Origin of the sequence: uncultured Ruminococcus sp., assembly GCF_937915125.1 — a bacterium.
Classification (GTDB): Bacteria; Bacillota; Clostridia; order Oscillospirales; family Ruminococcaceae; genus Ruminococcus_C.
This window is the reverse complement of record NZ_CALDMP010000086.1, coordinates 1-19,553: the sequence shown is the minus strand read 5'-3', so window position 1 is coordinate 19,553 and position 19,553 is coordinate 1. Positions and strand designations below refer to the sequence as shown.

General features: G+C 48.6%; 16 protein-coding genes. 5 read left to right on the top strand and 11 right to left on the bottom strand.

Translation table 11 applies throughout. From position 1 onward, the window contains the following. Positions 1 to 76: 76 nt before the first annotated feature. The gene (gene ppk1, locus Q0418_RS08610) at positions 77 to 2,167 is read right to left on the bottom strand and encodes a polyphosphate kinase 1 (protein ID WP_298483728.1); all 2,091 of its coding nucleotides are present in this window, start codon (positions 2,165 to 2,167) and stop codon (positions 77 to 79) included. Positions 2,168 to 2,469: 302 nt separating this feature from the next. On the opposite strand from ppk1, the gene Q0418_RS08605 reads away from it, so the two are divergent. Beyond that, a complete protein-coding gene (locus tag Q0418_RS08605; RefSeq protein WP_298483727.1) occupies positions 2,470 to 3,399 on the top strand; it encodes a phosphatase in 930 nt (309 codons plus the stop codon). Positions 3,400 to 3,640: 241 nt separating this feature from the next. On the opposite strand, the gene Q0418_RS08600 is transcribed toward Q0418_RS08605, so the two are convergent. From Q0418_RS08600 to Q0418_RS08555, 10 genes are all read right to left on the bottom strand, one after another. Then, positions 3,641 to 6,397, bottom strand: coding sequence for a glycoside hydrolase family 9 protein (locus Q0418_RS08600; protein ID WP_298483726.1), 2,757 nt, complete (start codon positions 6,395 to 6,397; stop codon positions 3,641 to 3,643). Continuing rightward, the gene (locus tag Q0418_RS08595; protein WP_298483725.1) at positions 6,394 to 6,702 is read right to left on the bottom strand and encodes a YerC/YecD family TrpR-related protein; all 309 of its coding nucleotides are present in this window, start codon (positions 6,700 to 6,702) and stop codon (positions 6,394 to 6,396) included. Before Q0418_RS08595 ends, Q0418_RS08600 begins: the two co-directional genes overlap by 4 nt. Before the next feature lie 242 nt (positions 6,703 to 6,944). Next, complete coding sequence (locus tag Q0418_RS08590; protein WP_298483724.1) at positions 6,945 to 8,663, bottom strand: ammonium transporter; 1,719 nt, start codon at positions 8,661 to 8,663, stop codon at positions 6,945 to 6,947. 291 nt (positions 8,664 to 8,954) lie between these two features. Continuing rightward, a complete protein-coding gene (locus Q0418_RS08585; RefSeq protein ID WP_298483723.1) occupies positions 8,955 to 9,785 on the bottom strand; it encodes an Mrp/NBP35 family ATP-binding protein in 831 nt (276 codons plus the stop codon). 101 nt (positions 9,786 to 9,886) lie between these two features. After that, positions 9,887 to 10,585, bottom strand: coding sequence for a DNA/RNA nuclease SfsA (gene sfsA / locus Q0418_RS08580; RefSeq protein WP_298483722.1), 699 nt, complete (start codon positions 10,583 to 10,585; stop codon positions 9,887 to 9,889). 18 nt (positions 10,586 to 10,603) lie between these two features. Then, entirely contained in the window at positions 10,604 to 11,410 is an 807-nt protein-coding gene (locus tag Q0418_RS08575) for an RNA methyltransferase (protein ID WP_298483721.1), read from the bottom strand. A gap of 205 nt (positions 11,411 to 11,615) precedes the next feature. Next, positions 11,616 to 12,479, bottom strand: coding sequence for a radical SAM protein (locus Q0418_RS08570; RefSeq protein ID WP_298483720.1), 864 nt, complete (start codon positions 12,477 to 12,479; stop codon positions 11,616 to 11,618). Between the two features lie 334 nt (positions 12,480 to 12,813). Beyond that, the gene (locus Q0418_RS08565; RefSeq protein ID WP_298483719.1) at positions 12,814 to 13,266 is read right to left on the bottom strand and encodes a GyrI-like domain-containing protein; all 453 of its coding nucleotides are present in this window, start codon (positions 13,264 to 13,266) and stop codon (positions 12,814 to 12,816) included. 169 nt (positions 13,267 to 13,435) lie between these two features. After that, on the bottom strand, positions 13,436 to 14,377 hold the full coding sequence (locus Q0418_RS08560; RefSeq protein WP_298483718.1) for a YafY family protein: 942 nt from the start codon (positions 14,375 to 14,377) through the stop codon (positions 13,436 to 13,438). Positions 14,378 to 14,395: 18 nt separating this feature from the next. Further along, entirely contained in the window at positions 14,396 to 15,310 is a 915-nt protein-coding gene (locus Q0418_RS08555) for a hypothetical protein (RefSeq protein ID WP_298483717.1), read from the bottom strand. Positions 15,311 to 15,899: 589 nt separating this feature from the next. Here Q0418_RS08555 and Q0418_RS08550 point away from each other — a divergent pair. From Q0418_RS08550 to Q0418_RS08535, 4 genes are all read left to right on the top strand, one after another. Beyond that, complete coding sequence (locus tag Q0418_RS08550) at positions 15,900 to 17,402, top strand: SAM-dependent methyltransferase (protein WP_298483716.1); 1,503 nt, start codon at positions 15,900 to 15,902, stop codon at positions 17,400 to 17,402. Further along, positions 17,399 to 18,112 carry a cyclopropane-fatty-acyl-phospholipid synthase family protein gene (locus Q0418_RS08545; RefSeq protein ID WP_298483715.1) on the top strand — a complete coding sequence of 238 codons (714 nt, stop codon included), beginning with the start codon at positions 17,399 to 17,401 and terminating at the stop codon, positions 18,110 to 18,112. Before Q0418_RS08550 ends, Q0418_RS08545 begins: the two co-directional genes overlap by 4 nt. Positions 18,113 to 18,363: 251 nt before the next feature. Continuing rightward, on the top strand, positions 18,364 to 18,711 hold the full coding sequence (locus tag Q0418_RS08540; RefSeq protein ID WP_298483714.1) for a sigma-70 family RNA polymerase sigma factor: 348 nt from the start codon (positions 18,364 to 18,366) through the stop codon (positions 18,709 to 18,711). Beyond that, positions 18,708 to 19,190 (top strand): helix-turn-helix domain-containing protein, encoded by a 483-nt coding sequence (locus tag Q0418_RS08535; protein WP_298483713.1) that lies wholly within the window; start codon positions 18,708 to 18,710, stop codon positions 19,188 to 19,190. The genes Q0418_RS08540 and Q0418_RS08535 overlap by 4 nt, the downstream gene beginning before the upstream one ends. Positions 19,191 to 19,553 lie beyond the last annotated feature (363 nt).

The following is a 19,553-nucleotide window of genomic DNA, read 5'->3' as shown; positions in this document are numbered from 1 at the left end:
TTTGTCATTTTCCAATCAAAAAGCGCTGGTATGAAATATACCAACGCTTTTATCATATCACATTCCTACTTTTTTGTCAATTTTGCTCCGCCGGCACAACTGACTCCTCGGAAGTATCTGCCACATGCGCCAGCCGTTCGTACGCCTGCTCATAGAAATATTCCTGTGCATTGATCAGCGGTTCCTCCGCCGGCTCACGGCAATATGAACCGTCCGGCTGCTGTACACGTGCCTTCACGTTATCCGTCATCATCAAATCAAACATATCCAGAATCCGCTGCTTGATGGATGTATCATAAATGGGTGCGGCAACTTCCACACGACGGCGTGTATTTCGGGTCATCCAGTCTGCCGATGCAATATATACCTTGCAATTCTCATGAGCACCGAAAATATAGATCCGGGTGTGCTCCAGGAATCGTCCTACAATACTGCGAATGGTTACATTTTCGGTTTCTTCCGATACACCGGCTATGAGACAGCTGATGCCACGGATAATCATCTCAATCTTTACCCCTGCCTTGGATGCTTCGATCAGCTTTTCAATAAGATACTTATCTGTCAGGGAGTTGATTTTGATGCCGATGTATGCCGGTTCGCCAGCCTTTGCCAGCTCTGTCTGTTCGTCGATCATATCCGCCAGCTTATTTTGCAGGCACTTCGGCGCAACCAGCAGATGCTCTGTATGTTCCACAGTCTGTCCCAGGCACAGGGCATGGAATACCCGATTTGCCTCCAGACCAATGTCGTGATTCGCTGTCATCAGAGAATAGTCCGTATAAATTGCTGAGGTCTTTTCGTTATAATTACCTGTACCCACCTGGGTGATGTAGGATATTTCCGTGCCCACCTTCTTGGTAATCAGGCACAGCTTGCTGTGTACCTTGAGGTTATCCAGACCGTAAATGATCCGGCATCCAGCATCCTCCAGACGGCGGGACCACTCAATATTGTTTTCCTCATCAAACCGGGCACGGAGTTCCACCAGTACCACGACATCCTTGCCGTTCTCTGCCGCTTCGATAAGCGCTTCTACGATTTTACTGTTAGATGCCACACGATACAGAGTCATCTTAATGGAAACTACCTGCGGATCACTTCCAGCTTCGTTCAGGAGCGTCAGGAATGGCCGGATGCTCTCATAGGGGAACGCCAGGAAACGATCCTGCTCCTCTACCTGTTCAATCATCCGTTTGGACGGATCACGCCATGCCGGTTCCTGAGGCACACGGCGCTGATAGAACAAGCACTTGTTATGGCGCAGCATATCCCGTACCACGGAGAGTACAGACAAATTCAGCGGCGCTTCTGAATAGAACACCTGTCCCTCTGTCAGATTCAGATAGCCACACAAGGTCTGGATCACTGTGGTATCCATCAGCCGTGAAAATTCCAGCTTAATGGGACAGAGCTTCTTCCGTTCCCGAATCAGCTGTTCCATTGCCTCACGATAGTCACACTCTTCCTCCGTGCGCTCGTCTGGTTCGATATCAGCGTTACGAATAATGCGAATGAGTGACTTACTCTTAATGGTATGCCGGGAGAAGATCTCCGGTACAAAATGCAGGATCAGTTCTTCTGCCAGAATGAAACGGTTCTTTCCTGTGGGAAGAGAAACGATCTTTGGAAATACACCGCTGCTGCAAGGCACAATGCCCAGCTTTTGGGTACCCTTTTTCTCCAATACCACTACTGCATAAATCGACTTGTTCTGCAAAAACGGGAAAGGCTGCTTTTTGCTGATGATCTGGGGCGAGAGCAGCGGTTCGATCTCTGTCTTAAAATACGCCTCCAGCCAGGCAGCTTCTTCCATGGTAATGGTATGGAAGTCCACAATGTCCACGCCCTGCATACTCAGTTCTGCACGAAGATCCTCATATACATCATCTTTGTCACGCAGCAGTTCCCGCACACGTGCATAGATGGCTGTCAGCTGTTCCTTGCAGGTCATGTTGGTTTTGTTTTCCCGGAACTCCGGATCTTCACACATCTGATCATAAATGGATCCGCAGCGCACCATGAAAAATTCGTCCAGATTGCTCTGAAAAATGGACAAAAAGGACAGCCGTTCACAGAGCGGATTCCGTTCGTCCTTTGCCTCCTCCAGAACACGCTGATTGAACTTCAACCAGGACAATTCCCGATTATCATAGCATTTTGACTTCATGTCAATCCCTCCAAATACATTCCAATCATTTATATTCTAATCATTCCTATGTAATGAATCTTTTATGCACATCGAATACGGCAGAGCATGGGCATTCTCATACTATGCTAATTATATTATAAAAGATTCATCCTCTTTTTGACATCTTATTGTTGTAAAATATATGTTATGTTTTTGTTAATCCGTATATCATTACATTTAACCAGAACTTTACATGCCGTTCGAATATCTGCACTTGCATAACCAGAGGAAAATGCTGTATAATAAGGATAAGAATCGAATTAGGGACCAGGAGCTTGCTTATGAAATACGCAGTTATTGATATCGGATCCAATACCGTCCGTCTGGCAGTTTACACCGCAGACGGAAAGACCTTTCACCCTTTGTTTGCCCAGAAATATACTGCCAGTCTCGCCGGATATGTCCAGGACGGCATTCTGACCCAGGAAGGCATCCAGAAAGCATGTAGCGTGCTTCTGAACTGCCGCAATCTCCTGGAGCAATTTCAATTGGAACAGACATTTGTATTTGCGACGGCTTCTCTGCGCAATATCCAGAATACACGGGAGGCGGTGGATCAGATTTTTCTGATGACCGGCTATTCCGTTGATGTTCTGTCAGGACAGGCAGAGGCCTATCTGGACTACTACGGCGTCCACTATGAGGCACCCATGGAAAAAGGGCTGCTCTTCGATATTGGAGGCGGCAGTACGGAAATTGTCACAGTGGCACACGATGGTCCCGGTATCATCGAAAGTCTGCCCATCGGTTCTCTGACCCTTTCCAAAGAATATGTGGAAAAGGTATTTCCCAGGCAAAAAGAACGGGACGCCGTTCAGGAACGGATCCGGAAAGAACTGAAAAAGCGAAAGCTGCATCATCTGCCGGCGTTCCCCAATCTCTGTGGTGTGGGCGGTACGGCACGCACTGTGCTGAAGCTTGCTCAGGTACAGCAGGAATTGCCGGAGACACAGCGCATTCTGACGACTTCACAGCTGCGCACGCTGGAAAAGGCGCTCTGGAAAAAAGATGCAGTGGCACGGGAACTGCTGCTGCAAAACTGCCCTGATCGCCTGCACACGATTTATACCGGTATGCTGATCCTGGATGCACTGGTACAGCTGACAAAGTGCGAGTCTATCTATATCAGCAAGTATGGTATCCGGGAGGGATATCTGCGGAGAGAACTGTCGAAACAGAAAAACGGACAGTCGGAATCCTACAAAGCATAAGCTGAACAGAAAAACGTGCATTTCTCACCGAGATCCGGCAAAGAAATGCACGTTTATTTTTATACTAATCTCTGATCAGTTCCATGAAAAGATTCGCCGACAGGCATTCGCTGATCAAGGAAAACGTCCGCAGGCAGGCTGTCGCCTGGCAAGGGCGTTTGACGACGAGCAGCGAGTGGATGGCGGTGAAGATTTTCATGGGTTTGGTCAGAGATTAGTATTACTTAGCAATTACAATCGTTTATGCCGAAACAGGAAGTACACTCTCTAGATGCACCAGGAATTTCAGCAATGCCATTGCATCATCGGACGACAGGTCGCCTGTTGCATCACAGTCTGCATTGCGTCCTGCCTGTTCACTCAAATTGACCGATCCGCTTACTGCACGGTTCAGAAGAACTGCATCTGTAATATCCACTCTTCCATCCAGATTCACATCCCCATACAACACCGTTGATGCATCTGTGCTGCCCGAAGAAATGGCTGTGGTAGAAGTTGTGGTGGTTGTAGTTTTACCTGTTGTGGTAGCGGACGTTGTGCCTGTTGTTTCCGAAGGCGTTGTGCCGTCGGGTTCCTCCCCCCAGACAAGTTCGCCGTTGGAATAGGCAGTGATCTTCTTGGTGATTGCCGCCGCGTCATTGTCGTCCTCGAAGCTGATCAGATCACCATAGCTATAGTCATTGGTAGAATCCCAGGTGGTGTCGTAAGTCTCAGGATTCATTTTGTTCAACAGACCGAACTGATATACACGACTGCCATAGAAATTGCAGTTTTCCCATGCAATTTCGATGTAGTACATGCCGTTGTCATCGTACTGCACCGGCTCTGAAATGGTGGCGTGAGTCTGGTTATTGGTCATAGCGCTTTCTGCATCGTAGTCCACTCGTGTCTCTACCATGGAAATATCCTCACCAATTGCAGTCAGCTCGTCAATGTTGAAGTAATACCGTACCCGCAGATCATTACAGAACTGTGGCGGGTCGATGGTGCGGTTGTGGATCACGATCTTGATCTGGAGTCCTGCATCATTTTCCTGTGCCTTTCCGGCAGTGACATAGAAACCGGTAGGCGTACTTTCGTCCACATCATAACCATTCTTGGCATTCTGCGACATATCAAAATCTTCGATCACAGCATTTTTATCCGCCAGTTCCTTGCCTTCGGCACCATAGAAATGATACAATCCGGCAAGATCACCGCAGAATCCAGCGTTATAGTCGTCCGTAACTTCGTTGTAAATATAATCGCTTGTGACATCGTTATGATAGTCCTTCAGATCCGGACCGCCCACCAGTGCACCCCAGAGGGTATGAGTCTGGGGATCCGGTTCGTCCATGCTCTGGCTGGAAGAACAGGAAGCCGCTCTGTGGTGGGGATGTGTCGCATAGCTGTTTTCATAGCCGACCTCAAAGGAATATCCCATGGGATTGTCCCCGAGGATGTATTCCATCTGATCCTTTGCCCACTCCGCAAATGTCAGATCTCCTGTTTCCTTGGCATATACCATAGCGCAGAGACCGGCAGCTGTGTTATATCGTGCGCTGCCGTAGTCGGAGACAACCGCAAAGCCAGCCGGAGATTTCGCGATCCATGCACCGTCTGTTTCCGGCAGATCCTTAATTTCCGAAGCTGTAATTGTCGAATTCCACAGCTGATCGTCCATACCAAAATACTTATGTTTTGTCACCGGAACATCAAAAGCAGCTTCTGCTGCATCTGCTTCGCCCATACCTGACCAGAATTCCAGATTCCAGCGGAAGATATACCAGTCTCTAGAGATATTGGTTACAGGCGCAAGCTTTGCAAAAACGCCGCCCCAGACGGTATCCCAGCAGTGTACCCAGATATTCTGCCAGCAATTTCCGGTGTCGGAGATAATACGCTTCATATAACCGGTGTATGGATGCGCACCCATTTCGCCGGTGACAGATTCGTCCACGGCAATGATATCGTTGATATAGTCATAATCCTCGGTGCAGTAATAGAGCCATACGGCTGCCCAGGACAGTTCATCATAGTCATAGCTGGAGGTGTAGAAACCACCGTCATAGCCAAGGCTGTCTACCACAAGTGTGGAATCCCCTGTCTCGTGGTGGGTCTGCACGGAAAAATCATAGAGTGCAAGTGCATAATCCAGACACTTCTGTGCATATTCCGGGTCAGTGTCCTTAAAATTCAGGTAATTGACTGCCAGAGAAGCGGCAGCACCTGCGGTCTGGTCCGAAGCCGGAGTCTCTGTGGTGGCAAAGTATGCCGGACGCTTTACGGCGCAGGAAGAAGTCGCAACGTAAGTATCGTCCACTTGCAATTCCGGAGCGCACCAATAGTTGTGGTCATTGTTACCTTCGCCCACCTGGTAACAATATGCCACAACATTGCCTTCATCGTCCAGGAAGGTTGCTTTCATGAAGTAATCGTTGATCCAGCGCAGCTCATCCTCGACATGCTGCTGCAAACCGGTTTCAATGTAGGCATCACGAAATTCATAATAGCCCCAGCCTACAGTGGAGGCAGAATAGCTGCCCGGCAGACCAAACTTGACATGGTCACCGGCATCGTGCCATCCGCCAGTCAGATCCACACAGCCGTCACCGTCCGGGTCAAGATATTCCCGATTGGTATCAATGAATTCCTCGCTCATGTTGGTTCCCACATAGAGACCCTCTGCGGCACTTGCACCGCCGTCACCTTTGCCGCTGTCCTCGCTTGCCTTTCCGTCGTCAAGGCTTACCATAGGTACTAGAGGGATCATGCCATCCTTTACGTGACAGTTTCCGCGCCAGGAATAATAGCCGTCGTCTGTCACCTCATCGCCGCACTTGTTGGCATCATAAAAACAGAGTGCAAGCTGAAGTGCCTCGGCAAAATTGTCATAGTTGTTAGGATTTTCCTCATCAATATATGCCGCATTGACCGATAATGCTGCCGACGACACCAGCATTACACCACTGAGAAGTCCGGCAGAGATACGCCGGATCAGTTTTGAGATTTTCTTCATGGTTCTTTCCTTTCTGTTTCATTCTGGATTCGGTCGAAAATGATCTGATATCCGTTGCATCCGTCTTTGATGGCACGGTTCACCCGGCTGATGGTTGCTGTACTGGCACCGGTCTCCTCCACAATGTCGTGAAATACATGACCGTTATGCAGCATTTTTGCCACCTGAAGCCGCTGTGCCATGGCGTTCAGTTCCTGATAGGTACAGAGGTCCTTAAAAAAAGCATAGCATTCGTCCGCTGTGCGAAGTGCCAGAACCGCTTCGAACAATGCTTCCTGGTCTGTCTCCTGTCGTTCTTTCTTCATGCGCAGTCACCACATCCTTTCCATTCTAATTGCTGTTCATATTGTACCATATCCCGTTGATAATGTAAATAGTGCACAGGAAATTCTCGTAGATTTCGGCAAAACTGCCAGAAAATACAGATTGTTTTTGTCAAATTGACAATACAGAAAAACAGACGGTACTGCACGGAATCACCGTACTGCACCGTCTGTTTTTCATCAAAGTATCCTTTTCTCTCTTTTTCTGATTATTTCAACAAATCTCAGATATCCTGCAAAGCATCGTATCCGGTTTCGCCGGTACGGATCTTTACAACATCCTCTACATCGTATACAAAGATCTTGCCGTCGCCGATCTGACCGGTATACAGAACCTTCTTCACAGCATCGATGATCTTCTGCGGCGGGATCTTTGCCACAACTGCTTCTACCTTGACCTTCTTGAGAAGCTTTGTACCCTCGGTCTTGACGCCACGATAATAGGACGAGTTGCCCTTCTGGGAGCCATAGCCCATAACATGTGTCACAGTTACACCATTGACGCCCATAGAAGCCAGTGTTGCCTGGAGTGCATCCAGTTTCTCCGGATTGCACATGATGGAGATCTTGGTGAGCTTTGCCTTGCCGCCGTTTGCCGGCTTTACGATCATTTCGGATTCCGGAATGGTAACACCGGTTGCAGCTGCATCGGCAGCCTCAGAAGCAACTGCAGCAGTAGACGGCATGAAGTCTGCATAAGCGGACTGAAGGTCGTGCTCGGTGATATCCAGACCCAGAACCTCCTCTTCCGCAGAAGCACGAAGTCCCATGGTGTGCTTAATGATCAGGAATGTGATGGTGATCATGACCGCCGTCCATGCCAGGATGCACAGAACACCCAGCAGCTGTGTTCCCAGGAGTGCGAAGCCGCCGCCATAGAACAGACCGGAGCAAGCGCTCTGAGGTGCAGATGTGGTTGCGAAGAGACCTACTGCAATGACACCCCACAGACCGTTGAAGAAATGTACTGCAACAGCACCTACCGGGTCATCAATGTGCAGCACATAATCCAGGAACCATACACCGAAGCATACCAAGAAACCGGAAACAACACCAACGATAACTGCGCCAAGTCCATCCAGTACATCGCATCCTGCGGTGATTGCAACCAGACCAGCCAGCGAAGCATTCAGACACATGGAAACATCCGGCTTTCCGTACTTTACCCAAGTGAAGATCATGCAGACAACAGTTGCAACTGCCGGTGCAATGGTTGTGGTCAGGAAGATGGAGCCCAGCTGATCTACAGAAGTAGCAGCAGCACCGTTGAAGCCGTACCAGCCGAACCACAGAATGAAGCAGCCCAGCGCACCAATGGTAATAGAGTGACCCGGAATTGCGTTTACTTTTACCTTGCCGTCCTTTGTCTTGGTAAATTTACCAATACGGGGTCCGAGGATCGCAGCACCGATCAATGCAGACAGACCGCCGACCATGTGGATGACGCCGGAACCTGCAAAGTCGTGGAACGGTGTTGCCAGCTGAGACAGCCAGCCGCCGCCCCATACCCAGTGCGCTTCCACCGGATAAATAACCGCAGACAGGACAACGGAATAAATACAATAGGATGCAAACTTGGTACGTTCTGCCATAGAACCGGAAACGATCGTTGCCGTTGTTGCACAGAATACCAGGTTAAATACGAAGCTTGACCAGTCAAAATTAGCATAATCCGAGAAAATGTCAAATCCTGGCTTGCCAATAAAACCAACCAGATCTTCGCCACACAGAAGTCCGAAACCGATCAGGATAAATACCACTGTACCGAGACAGAAATCCATGAGGTTTTTCATAATGATATTACCGGTATTTTTTGCTCTGGTAAATCCAGCCTCTACCATTGCAAAGCCGCACTGCATAAAGAATACCAGTGCCGCACCGACTAAGAACCAGACGCCGTATACTTCGCCGCCTATCATTTCCAGAATTGTTGTTTCATCCATGATAATGCACCTCTCCATGATGTTATTTCCTCAGCGAACAGCGGTACCTTTCTGCTGCCGGGTATGCAAAACAAAAAACAGCAAAGGCTTTGGGCGTCAAACGCTCCAGCACCTTTGCTGTTCGTGTTATTAGTATAACGGATTTTTCTGCTTTTGTCAAGCGGTTTTTGCAGATTTTCACCGCCATAGATACCAGTTTCTTCAAAAGCAAATCATTTTTGCGGATTCACTTTTCATAAAACGAAATCATGTTCCAAATCGCTGTACAAAAAAAGCACGGCAAAAAATTCGTCACGATTTCGTTCCACCGAAAGAGTCGGCAAGCAGTTGTGCTGTCTTTGCCAGATAGGGTACATCTGTCTCCGCTAGCTTTCCGGCATCACAGGCTGCGGCAACCTTCGGATCCAGAGGGACACGCTCCAGCACCGGCACATTGGTGCTGTCTACGGCATCATCAGAACCAAACAGCGGGATCTCCCTTCCGCAGTCAGGACATTTCAGGAAGCGCATATTCTCCACCATGCCCAGCACCGGAATATCCATACGCTGCGCCATGGCAACGGCTTTCTGCACGATCATGGAGACAAGAGACTGGGGTGTGGACACGATAATAATGCCGTCCAGCGGCAGACTCTGGAACACCGTCAGCGGCACATCGCCGGTCCCCGGCGGCATGTCCACAAACATAAAGTCCACATTGCCCCACTTGACATCTTCCCAGAATTGCTTTACCACGCCGGAGATCACAGGGCCGCGCCAGAACACGGGGTCGGTCTCATTTTCCAGCAGCAGGTTCAGGGACATGATCTTTGTGCCGTCCTGCGCCAGGTGCGGCAGCAGGCACTCGTCCTCTGTCTGGGCATGGTCATGGATGCCGAAAATCTTCGGAATAGACGGGCCGGTGATATCTGCGTCCAGCACAGCTGTCTCATAGCCCAGACGGCGTGTCTGGATAGCAAGGAGACTGGTCACGAGGGATTTTCCCACGCCGCCTTTTCCGCCCACAACGCCGATAACCCTGCGGATTCCTTTGGTATTTTGTATAGCACGTTCGTTCTGTTCCTTTTCCTGACATCCTTCGCTGGAAGAACAGGAACTGCACTGATGATTACATTCTGCCATATCATAAACTCCTTTCAGCAATGACATTCCATCAAGCCAGATTTCTCCGGCATAGGGTATTATACCACATTATTGAAAATAAAGCAAGGGCATAATTTTTTTCAGTCTAGCTGCACGGGCACCGCTTCATCCAATACAATGCTATCCGGTGTTACTGCACAGTCCATTGCAAGAATCTTCACCCCTGTCCGATCTGCCTCCCGGAGTGCATCGCCGAATGCCGAATGGGTCATATCATTGGGACGAAATGCCGTCATTTCTTTCATCTGGATCACAAACAGGACATAGGCTTCATAGCCGTCCTGCCTGCACTGTATCAGTTCACGGAGATGCTTCACACCACGCTCCGTCGGTGCATCGGGGAACATGGCGATACCCTTTTCCTCCAGCGTAACGCCCTTTACTTCCAGAAATGCCTTTCTCTCCCCATCCGTAACAAAAAAGTCAAAGCGGGAATTGCCGTATGTCACTTCCCGGCGAATCACGGCATGGGGAGAAAAGAGCGTGCCCGTTCTGAGCCACTCCTCGGCAGCTGCATTGGGAATCTGGGAATCCATATTGATGAGCAGCGGCGGCGCACCGTCTCGCTGTTTTTCCACGGCAATCAGGTCATATTTTGTTTTGCGGCTGGGATTGTCTGCAACGGAGAGATACACCGTACTGCCGGACAGAAGAAGCTCCTTGCATCGCCCTGTATTTTTGACGTGAACAATCTCCGGCACGCCGTCTATTTCCACATGGGCAATGAAACGGTTGGGACGTTCCAGAAAAATGCCGCTAATGATTTGTTTGTATTTCATGGTTTTTCTCCCGTACTTTTATTTTCCCAGCTGCCAGAACGCCACTGCACTGGCAGCCGCAACATTCAGGGAATCCACTCCATGGGACATGGGGATGCGCACGGTATAATCACAATGGGCAATAGTATGGGCAGCAAGTCCATCCCCCTCCGTTCCCAGCACAACGGCAAGCTTTTCCTCTGCCATAAGCCTTGGGTCGTCTATAGAAATGGAATTATCACTCAATGCCATTGCTGCGGTACGGAAATCCAGCTTGTGCAATGATTCGATGTCCGTATCCTTTTCCAGGTATGTCCACGGAATCTGGAACACCGTGCCCATGCTCACCCTTGCGGCACGCCGGTACAAGGGATCGCTGCACCCGGGCGTCAGCAGGACAGCATCCATATGCAGTGCCGCTGCGGAACGGAAAATGGCTCCCACATTGGTGGGATTTACCACGTTTTCCAGAACGGCAATCCGGCGTGCGTCTTTGCAGACTGTCTCCACTGTTGGCATATCAGAACGCCGCATGGCACAAAGTGCACCACGGGTCAGCTGAAAGCCGGTCAACGTAGTCAGTACCTCCGGCTCGGCAGTAAATACAGGGATATCACCGCAGCGGGAGATAATTTCCTGCGCTTCTCCTGCGATATGCTTTCGCTCCAGCAGCAGAGAAACCGGCGCATATCCGGCGTTCAGGGCACGCAAAATAACCTTAGGACTTTCGGCAATAAACATACCGCCTTCCGGTTCGTAATAATGACGCAGTTGGGATTCGGTACACCGGGCGTAGACATCCAGTTCGGGAACGGCGAAGTCGGTGATTTCAACGATATTAGACATAGTACCTCCAAATCTATTTCTTATGGGCATCTCTAAAAACCCCGAATCCGTCAGATGTGGTGCAGATTTGCGACAGATTCCCTTTCGAAAAAACGCAGGAATACTCGATGTATTTCAAGTTTTTTCGAAAGGGAAGATGGCGTAAAGATGCGCCGCAGATGACGGGTGAGCGGGTTTTTAGAGGTGACCTTATACAAAAAGCGATTCAAAACAACGACATCTGCATATACCTTTCCGGCAGTTCATGCAGATACTGAAAACATGCATCCATATCATATACAATACCATTCGCACGGCACTTCTCCTGAAAAAGCGCCGTCAGTTCCCGCCACTGGTCGCTTTGCAATTGATAAGCATTGCCATACCTCCTGCGGTATTGTTCCTTCATGCCGGGAAAATGCCGGTCAAGGGCTGCATAGAAATACTCCCTATCCCCTTCACGCAAAGTCATGCCCATGCCGAAGCAAATGATGCCATAGACCTTAGCTTGAATACAATAGTCCAGAATGCCCTCCAGGTTTTCTCTGGTGTCGTTGATATACGGCAGAATGGGTGACAGCCAGACAATGGTAGGGATACCGTTTTCGTGAAAAATACGCAGGGCATCAAAGCGCTCTCTGGTCGTGCTGACATTGGGTTCCAGAATCCGGCAAAGGTTCTCGTCATAGGTAGTCAGCGTCATCTGTACCACGCACTTTGCCTTTTCCTGAATACTCCTGAGTAAGTCCAGATCCCGGAGAATCCGGGTCGATTTTGTGAGGATCGAAACACCAAAACCATAACGATCAATGATCTCCAGGCACTTCCTTGTGAGGCGAAGATGTTCCTCACAGTGCATATACGGATCGCACATAGCGCCTGTGCCGATCATGCACTTTTTTCGTTTGGAACGCAGCGCTTTTTCCAACAATTCCGGCGCATTTCGCTTGACTTCGATATCCTCGAAAGCATGGGTGAATCCGTAACAGCTGCTGCGGCTGTCGCAGTAGATGCAGCCGTGGGTACAGCCGCGGTACAGGTTCATGCCATTCTGAGCGGAGAGAATGCCTTTGGCATTAACAAAGTGCATGGGCGCCTCCTTTGTGTGCGTTTATATCGGTTCATTTTATTTTAACACATTTCCGCAAGATATGCAAGAGCAATACCGCACAAGCAAAACAAAAAGCAGGCACATGCACACCTGCTTCCTGTTTTTTCTCACTGGGGGGGGGACACCAGCCAAAACAAGCTGTCAGCGTTCCCCTGTTTCTATAAAGGGCACCTCTAAAAACTCCATTAGCTGTTCCACGCTTTCAAAATCGTCATAATCGCCGACGATACTGGTGCGGTGATACATGATCCTTTTTGCGTCATTCCGCTCCAGACAGTCCAGAAGATGTTCTGTGCCGTATTGTCTGGCAAATTCATTGTTGCAACCCGATGTATATATGAATCTCCGCATTTTCAAAGTCGGCGTTCTGGTACTCTTCAAAATCACAGACAAAAGAACGGTTCAGTTTCATCTGCCATAGTTCCTGCCAGAACTGCTGCACCGCTGTTACCGTGTGACCTTTGACAATGAATTTCGCATAAGTCCCTGCCGGGATTTTTCGCACGAAAAATCCCGGCACGTCTGCACCACTGACTTCACAGGCAACCATCACCGTATACTCACCCTTTTCCGCATCAGCATAATCGGTGTAAATTCCCAGTGCTTTGTCTCCGATCCTACCAGGAATGGCCGGATGCCCGTCCGGAGAATAGAATTTCTGCCAGAGTCCGCCGATGACCTGACCCATGTCGGGCGCAGTGTTACTGGTGCGGGCACAGCAGCCTGCAACGATCTTTTCATCCAGATGTACAATTTCATAGTTCATAGTAGATCCCTCATTTCATTTTGATGCCTTAAGGATACCATAGATAATGTGACATCTGTATGTCATATTTGAAATCATTTCTTTTTCAATTCTGCAAAAATATGCATCTGGTGCATTGCTGAAATCCTCTCTCGGATACAGCATTCTCATAGTAACCAGCTTGTCTATCTCATCCCTGTCCACCCTGCGAAACTCCATGTTTCTCCACCCGATATTTTTCCGTCATCCGATGCAATAGTGCTCCAAATTCCTTCCGGTATACCTCCGGCGAAATGATCTCCGCATGCGCCCCAAAGGTCAGAATATACTGATAAAACGATGGCACATCCGACCAGGTAAAGCGAAGCAGCGCATTACCATCTTCATCAAACTGAGGGAGTTCTGTGCCGAACTCGTCAATGACACGCCATTTCACCGATTTATCAAACCACACGACTGCTTCAATTTCTCCCTTGGTGTGCAGCAGCTTATCACAGACATATTCCGGAACATCCCGGCTTTCGCATGGCTCACCGGTGCATTTCAGATCTGCCATTCTCGTAAGCTTGAACATGCGGTAATCCTGCCGCAAGGTGCAGTAGCCCCACACATACCAGCTGGACCACTGAAAAATCAGGTGATACGGTTCCATTTCCCGCTGGCTGTCACCGCCAGGTGCATAATAGGAGAAACTGATCTTTTCGCCCTGTTCCATAGCGGTCTGTATCAGTTCGATCTTATCTGAAACAGCAGATTTGTCCCACGAAGAGAGATCAATGATCAAATGGTTGTCGGCATTTCTGACGCCAGATCGTCCTACTGACAGCTTGTCCATGAGCTGACGATAGCGGTTGGTGCCGCTGACGCTGTCCAGACTTTGCAGTCCGGCAAGAATGGACTTCATATCCGCAGAGGAAAGCAGAGTACGGTCAAGCCGAAATCCCTCCATAATGGAAATGCCGCCGCCCTGTCCCTGGGTCGTGACAATGGGAATTCCGGCTTTGCTGATATCCTCAATATCCCGGACAATGGTGCGCCGGGATACCTCAAAGGTCTCTGCAAGCTCCCTGGCTGTCACCTTGTCTTTTTGCAGAAGAATGGAGAGAATGCCAATGAGACGGTCGATTTTCATATGTAAGCCACTCCTGCATCACGTTCTGCATACTTCCCGAATCCAGCCAGTCACTCCATCGGGCAGCCTTTCGTCCGCAGGTGTGCCATTATCAAAAATAAGATCATGCTGGAACCAGTTGATCATGCAGTGCTGCCCCATTTCTATGCCGTAGAACACAGAAGAAATGCCGCCGTCACCGTTATATACCCACTCCGGGAAGAAGCAGAGACAATGTTCCATCTGCATGAGCTTTTCCACACGAGGTGCCACGCATTCCTGGAAATTTACCAGTTCATCACGCTTTCCGTGAGCAACAATGAGGCGGGTGCCGTCTCTGGAAATCCGCTCCAGCACCGCATCATCGGGAATGTACGGGGATGCAATGGGAATGGCTCCGTCATAATATCCGGCATGATCCTCCAGCAACTGCCAGGTGAAATAACCGCCGGCAGATGCACCCATGACGAATTTCTTCCCCACATTCCGGGCATGTTCTGCACAGACACGGTCAAAGATCGCCTGAACCGGTGCGGAGTATGCCTTTTCCCAAGTTCCTGTGAGGGTGCCGTCAGCGAGCCGTTTCTCGTTGGCAAGGGGCACGATGAGATATGCACCGCCCATGGCATTCTGATAATTCGGCGAGGCAAACTGTTCCGCACCGCAGCACATGATGCAGCCTTCCTCCATGAGGGAGTTGCTTGCACCGTGAAGCCACATGAGAACGGGATATTTCCCGGCAGGGTCGGCTCCGTGCTTCACTGGATCATAGACATAGTACCGGATATCTCCTGTCTCCGCACAGGGGTAAACATATCGGTCAAACAGGTCAAAGTAAATTTTGCTTTTAAACGTATTGGAATAGCTGATAAATTCTCCGTCTTTCAGATATTTTGCCCATTCTGGTATAGCGGTCTTGTTTTGTTCTAATTGTTTAAAATCAGGCAGTGCCATAGGTTTGCTCCTTTTCAATTATGGTTGAAATTTGTTTTATTGCCTTTGAAGGATTATATTCTCTGTTTCAGTATACCATAAAATCTAACCAGAATCAATGCTGTTTTCAGCATTTTCCTTGCGGAAAGGTATTTTATGCTATAGATCACCTCTAAAAACCCGCTCACCCGCCATCTGCAGCGCATCTTTGTGCCATCTTCACTTGCGGAAAAACTTGAAATACACCAAGTATTCCTGCATTTTTCCGCAAGTGAATCTGTCGCAAATCTGCACCACATCTGACGGATTCGGGGTATTTAGAGGTGCCCTATAATAATAACGTCTCTACAAGCAAGAGCGCATACAATCAATAAAGTAGCACAACGAACAGAAAGTGAGACACCTATGGTAGAAACATCCAAAACAGAACAAATCATACAGCAAGGTCTTGCCAACCTGGAATTTATTGATACTACATGACAATTTCCTATCCGCACCATTGTGTGCGGATTTTTTTGTCTTTTTTTCAAAAACCACTTGACAAGTGAACGATTGTTTACTATAATAGAATTATAGCAGTAAACAATCGTTTACCCAAAAAGGAGGCCCTATGGAACAAAACGCAAGCATTACCGCAAAAATGTCCGCATTCGTACGTGCATACCATACGAAGCATGCGGAATCCCCTGTATTTTCAGATCATGTGGCGAGAAATCTCTTCACCGACACGGAATATGCACAGATGGCAGAATATATTGTCAGCGGAAAGGATTTCTTTGCGCCAAAGCTGAAGGGCAAGGATATTACAAAGGAAGCTCTTCTGGATTTTATCGTCAACACACAGCTTGCTCCCACGCCCATTGCCCGGGCAAGATACTGCGAGGATTGTCTGAAAACTGCCGTTCAGACTGGCACAAAACAGTATGTCATCCTTGGCGCAGGCTATGACACTTTTGCATGGCGTGAACCGGAACTGGCAGAACAGCTGACAGTATTCGAAACAGACCACCCTCTCACCCAGGCTGACAAAAAACAGCGGCTTTCCCGTGCCGGGCTGGAATCACCGTCCAATCTGCACTTTGTCCCTGTGGACTTTACAACGGACAGCTTAAAAGACGCACTTACTGCCAACGGTTTTGATGCCACGAAGAAGACCTTTTTCAGCTGGCTCGGGGTGAGTTATTATCTCACAGAGCCGCAGATACGAAACATGCTGACAGAAATTGCAGGCTTCGCCGCAGAAGGCAGTACCATTGTATTTGACTATGCTGACGATGGGCTTTTCTGCTCTGACATTCTGCGTGTCAGAAATATGCTCGCCATGGCACAGGCTTGCGGCGAGCCCATGCAGTTCTGCTGTGATGGCATGACCTTGACAAAACTACTGGAGGACTGCCATTTTCTCATATACGAGGAACTGACACCCGATGAGATCGACTATCAGCTCCTGAACGATGCCGATATCACTGCCTTTGAGCATATTCACTATGTGACAGCTGTTGTCAAAAACGCCGGATATATCCATACAAAGGAGAAGATTCTACAGACAGCGCTGCGATTGTTTGCACGGCGTGGATTTGACGCTGTTTCCGTCCGGGATATTTCAGGTGAACTGGGCATTACCCAGGCGGCACTGTACAAGCACTACAAAAACAAGCAGGATATTTTCGACAGTATTCTACGCCGCATGGAAGAACAGGACGCCGCACAAGCTCAGAGCCACAATCTGCCGGAACAGACATTCCAGGACACACCTGCCGCATATCAAAACACAGCGCTCAAAAATCTCAAACAGTTTGCATGTGCCATGTTCCGCTACTGGACACAGGATCCCTTTGCGTCATCTTTCCGGAAACTACTGACCCTGGAACAATACCGCAATGCAAAAATGGTGCAGCTTTATGAGCAGTATCTTTCCGCAGGACCTTTGGCTTATGTAGAAGATCTTCTTCGTGAAATGGGCTGCACGCATCCGAAGCAACAGGCACTGCGGTTTTATGCACCTATGTTTCTGCTCATACAGCTGTACGACACGGCAAAAGAGAAAACGGACATCAACCATATGCTGGAACAGCATATCCACATATTTGAACTGGAGGAAAAAGCACAATGAATTACAGCAAAAGCCAAAAATACTGTACGCCCGCACTCATGGAAAAAATCATGGGACCAAATCCCATAAAGCTGACAGAAGAACTTCTGGAATTACACAAAATCCCGGAACATGCAGTCGTTCTGGATCTGGGCAGCGGTCAGGGACTGACCTCTGTCTTTCTGGCAAAAGAATATGGATTCCAGGTTTATGCCGCCGACCTCTGGAGTGACCCGGAGGAAAACCGCAAGTTTTTCCACAGCATGGGTCTTTCCGATACGCAAATCACCCCCGTAAAGGCAGACGCGGCAGAACTCCCCTTTGCGCACGATTTTTTTGATGCAGTTGTGAGCACGGATTCTTACAACTACTTCGGACGAGACAAACACTATCTGGACAAGTGCCTGCTGCCCTTTGTGAAAAGCGGCGGATACATCTATATTGCCATTCCGGGCATGAAACAGGATTGCCATGATCATCTTCCGCCGGAGCTTCTGCTCTCCTGGACGCCAGAACAGCTGGACTATATTCACAATGTGAAGTATTGGGACGCTATTGTCAGTGCAAGCTCGGCGCAGGTCATTTCCGTGCATGAAATGGAGAGCAACGAAGAAGTCTGGGCAGACTGGCTGAAACAGGACAACGAGTATGCCCGGGGTGACCGGAAAACCATAGAGGCAGGCGGCGGAACCTATCTGAATTTTATCGCAATTGTTCTTCGAAAAAACTAAAGGCAATACCGCACAAAGATTGTGCGTCAGATGAAGCAAAAAGTGCAGTGAATACTTTGTGTATTCACGAGCATTTCTGTAAAATATGACGGAAAATATGCAAGCATATGACTTGCAAAGCCGCCAGGCGCTCTTTGTGCGGTGTTGCCTTAAGGGATTCGGGGCATTGATTTGATCCGGATCCTTTTCTTTTGCCATTGTCACCGCATACCGTACAAGCGACATTGCATATTTTTTCATGAGGTGATTCGATGTTTTTACAATTTTTCCAACACATTTTCTTTTTCTTTCTGCATGTAGGCGATGCCGGCTCGTTTCGGAAACCCCTGAGCAAGCAGGAAGAAGCGGACTGTTTCGAAGCAATGGCACAGGGCGACCGTAAAGCCAGAGAAAAACTGATCCTGCATAACATGCGGCTTGTGGCGCATATCACGAAAAAATACGGTGTGCCCCAGCCGGAACAGGAAGAACTCATTTCCATTGGCACGGTGGGACTGGTAAAAGCTGTGGACTCCTTTGACAACAGCAAAGGGGCACGATTTGCCACATATGCAAGCAGATGTATTGAAAATACAACTATATCAATGCGGCTTTTATGATACCTCAGGAGGTAAAACAAAAGCCTTATTCTAATCCATGGAAAGTTTATCGGAAGGTCGGCGATGGTTTCTATATTCTCTACCGTTCTCAGCGTGGCGGAGTGACTTATGCGCCTTTGTATATTCACTCTTTCCGATTCATTACCAATCGGCATTTGACGAAGTCTCAGATTTTCTTATATGAGAATCCCAATTCCGAAAAACTTGTCACTGTATCAGACAAATTAAAATGGTATCGGGCAAATAGTGGACTTTTACAGCGTGATGTGGCAATTGCTATGGGTGTGGACAGAACTACCTATGCCCGATATGAGGAAAATGTTCTGGAAGCCTATCCGCTGGACAAGCTTGCAAATGCGGCAGAACTGTTTTACATTGAGATAACCGCTCTGCTGGATAACTACAATTTATTTCTCTATCATGGGCAGGGACAGCAAATAAAAAGACTGCGCAAGTCTTTGCAGCTCACGCAGTCTTAGCTCGCAAAATATTTAGACACGCCTCTTGGCACGCTGAAAAAATGGGAGCAGGATCAGGTACATATACAGAAAAAAACGTTTGAAAAGCTTCTCCGATATCAGAGCATCCAGTCAAACAATACAAAAGTATCTGCACCGATTCGCTCTGATATCGAATAACTCCACCTTCATCTCTGCTTTGCAGCTGCAAAGCAGTCTGAACTCATTTTTATTGCTGTCATCGATGGGGTGGACAAACACCCTCTGCCTGCAAATCTGCGCAGACAGAGGGTGTCGTTGTTATGCAATTATGACAGTTACTGCATCAAATCCTCCCAGGTCACGTCAGACCCGACAGAAACACGTGCGTAGTAGAGCAGAATC

What these genes read in the sequence shown, in the direction of transcription:
- ppk1 (WP_298483728.1), bottom strand. Translation starts at nt 2,167, where the DNA reads ATGAAGTCAAAATGCTATGATAATCGGGAATTGTCCTGGTTGAAGTTC.
- sfsA (WP_298483722.1), bottom strand. Translation starts at nt 10,585, where the DNA reads ATGAAATACAAACAAATCATTAGCGGCATTTTTCTGGAACGTCCCAAC.
- Q0418_RS08600 (WP_298483726.1), bottom strand. Translation starts at nt 6,397, where the DNA reads ATGAAGAAAATCTCAAAACTGATCCGGCGTATCTCTGCCGGACTTCTC.
- Q0418_RS08605 (WP_298483727.1), top strand. Translation starts at nt 2,470, where the DNA reads ATGAAATACGCAGTTATTGATATCGGATCCAATACCGTCCGTCTGGCA.
- Q0418_RS08565 (WP_298483719.1), bottom strand. Translation starts at nt 13,266, where the DNA reads ATGAACTATGAAATTGTACATCTGGATGAAAAGATCGTTGCAGGCTGC.
- Q0418_RS08550 (WP_298483716.1), top strand. Translation starts at nt 15,900, where the DNA reads ATGGAACAAAACGCAAGCATTACCGCAAAAATGTCCGCATTCGTACGT.
- Q0418_RS08570 (WP_298483720.1), bottom strand. Translation starts at nt 12,479, where the DNA reads ATGCACTTTGTTAATGCCAAAGGCATTCTCTCCGCTCAGAATGGCATG.
- Q0418_RS08585 (WP_298483723.1), bottom strand. Translation starts at nt 9,785, where the DNA reads ATGGCAGAATGTAATCATCAGTGCAGTTCCTGTTCTTCCAGCGAAGGA.
- Q0418_RS08545 (WP_298483715.1), top strand. Translation starts at nt 17,399, where the DNA reads ATGAATTACAGCAAAAGCCAAAAATACTGTACGCCCGCACTCATGGAA.
- Q0418_RS08595 (WP_298483725.1), bottom strand. Translation starts at nt 6,702, where the DNA reads ATGAAGAAAGAACGACAGGAGACAGACCAGGAAGCATTGTTCGAAGCG.
- Q0418_RS08540 (WP_298483714.1), top strand. Translation starts at nt 18,364, where the DNA reads ATGTTTTTACAATTTTTCCAACACATTTTCTTTTTCTTTCTGCATGTA.
- Q0418_RS08555 (WP_298483717.1), bottom strand. Translation starts at nt 15,310, where the DNA reads ATGGCACTGCCTGATTTTAAACAATTAGAACAAAACAAGACCGCTATA.
- Q0418_RS08575 (WP_298483721.1), bottom strand. Translation starts at nt 11,410, where the DNA reads ATGTCTAATATCGTTGAAATCACCGACTTCGCCGTTCCCGAACTGGAT.
- Q0418_RS08560 (WP_298483718.1), bottom strand. Translation starts at nt 14,377, where the DNA reads ATGAAAATCGACCGTCTCATTGGCATTCTCTCCATTCTTCTGCAAAAA.
- Q0418_RS08535 (WP_298483713.1), top strand. Translation starts at nt 18,708, where the DNA reads ATGATACCTCAGGAGGTAAAACAAAAGCCTTATTCTAATCCATGGAAA.
- Q0418_RS08590 (WP_298483724.1), bottom strand. Translation starts at nt 8,663, where the DNA reads ATGGATGAAACAACAATTCTGGAAATGATAGGCGGCGAAGTATACGGC.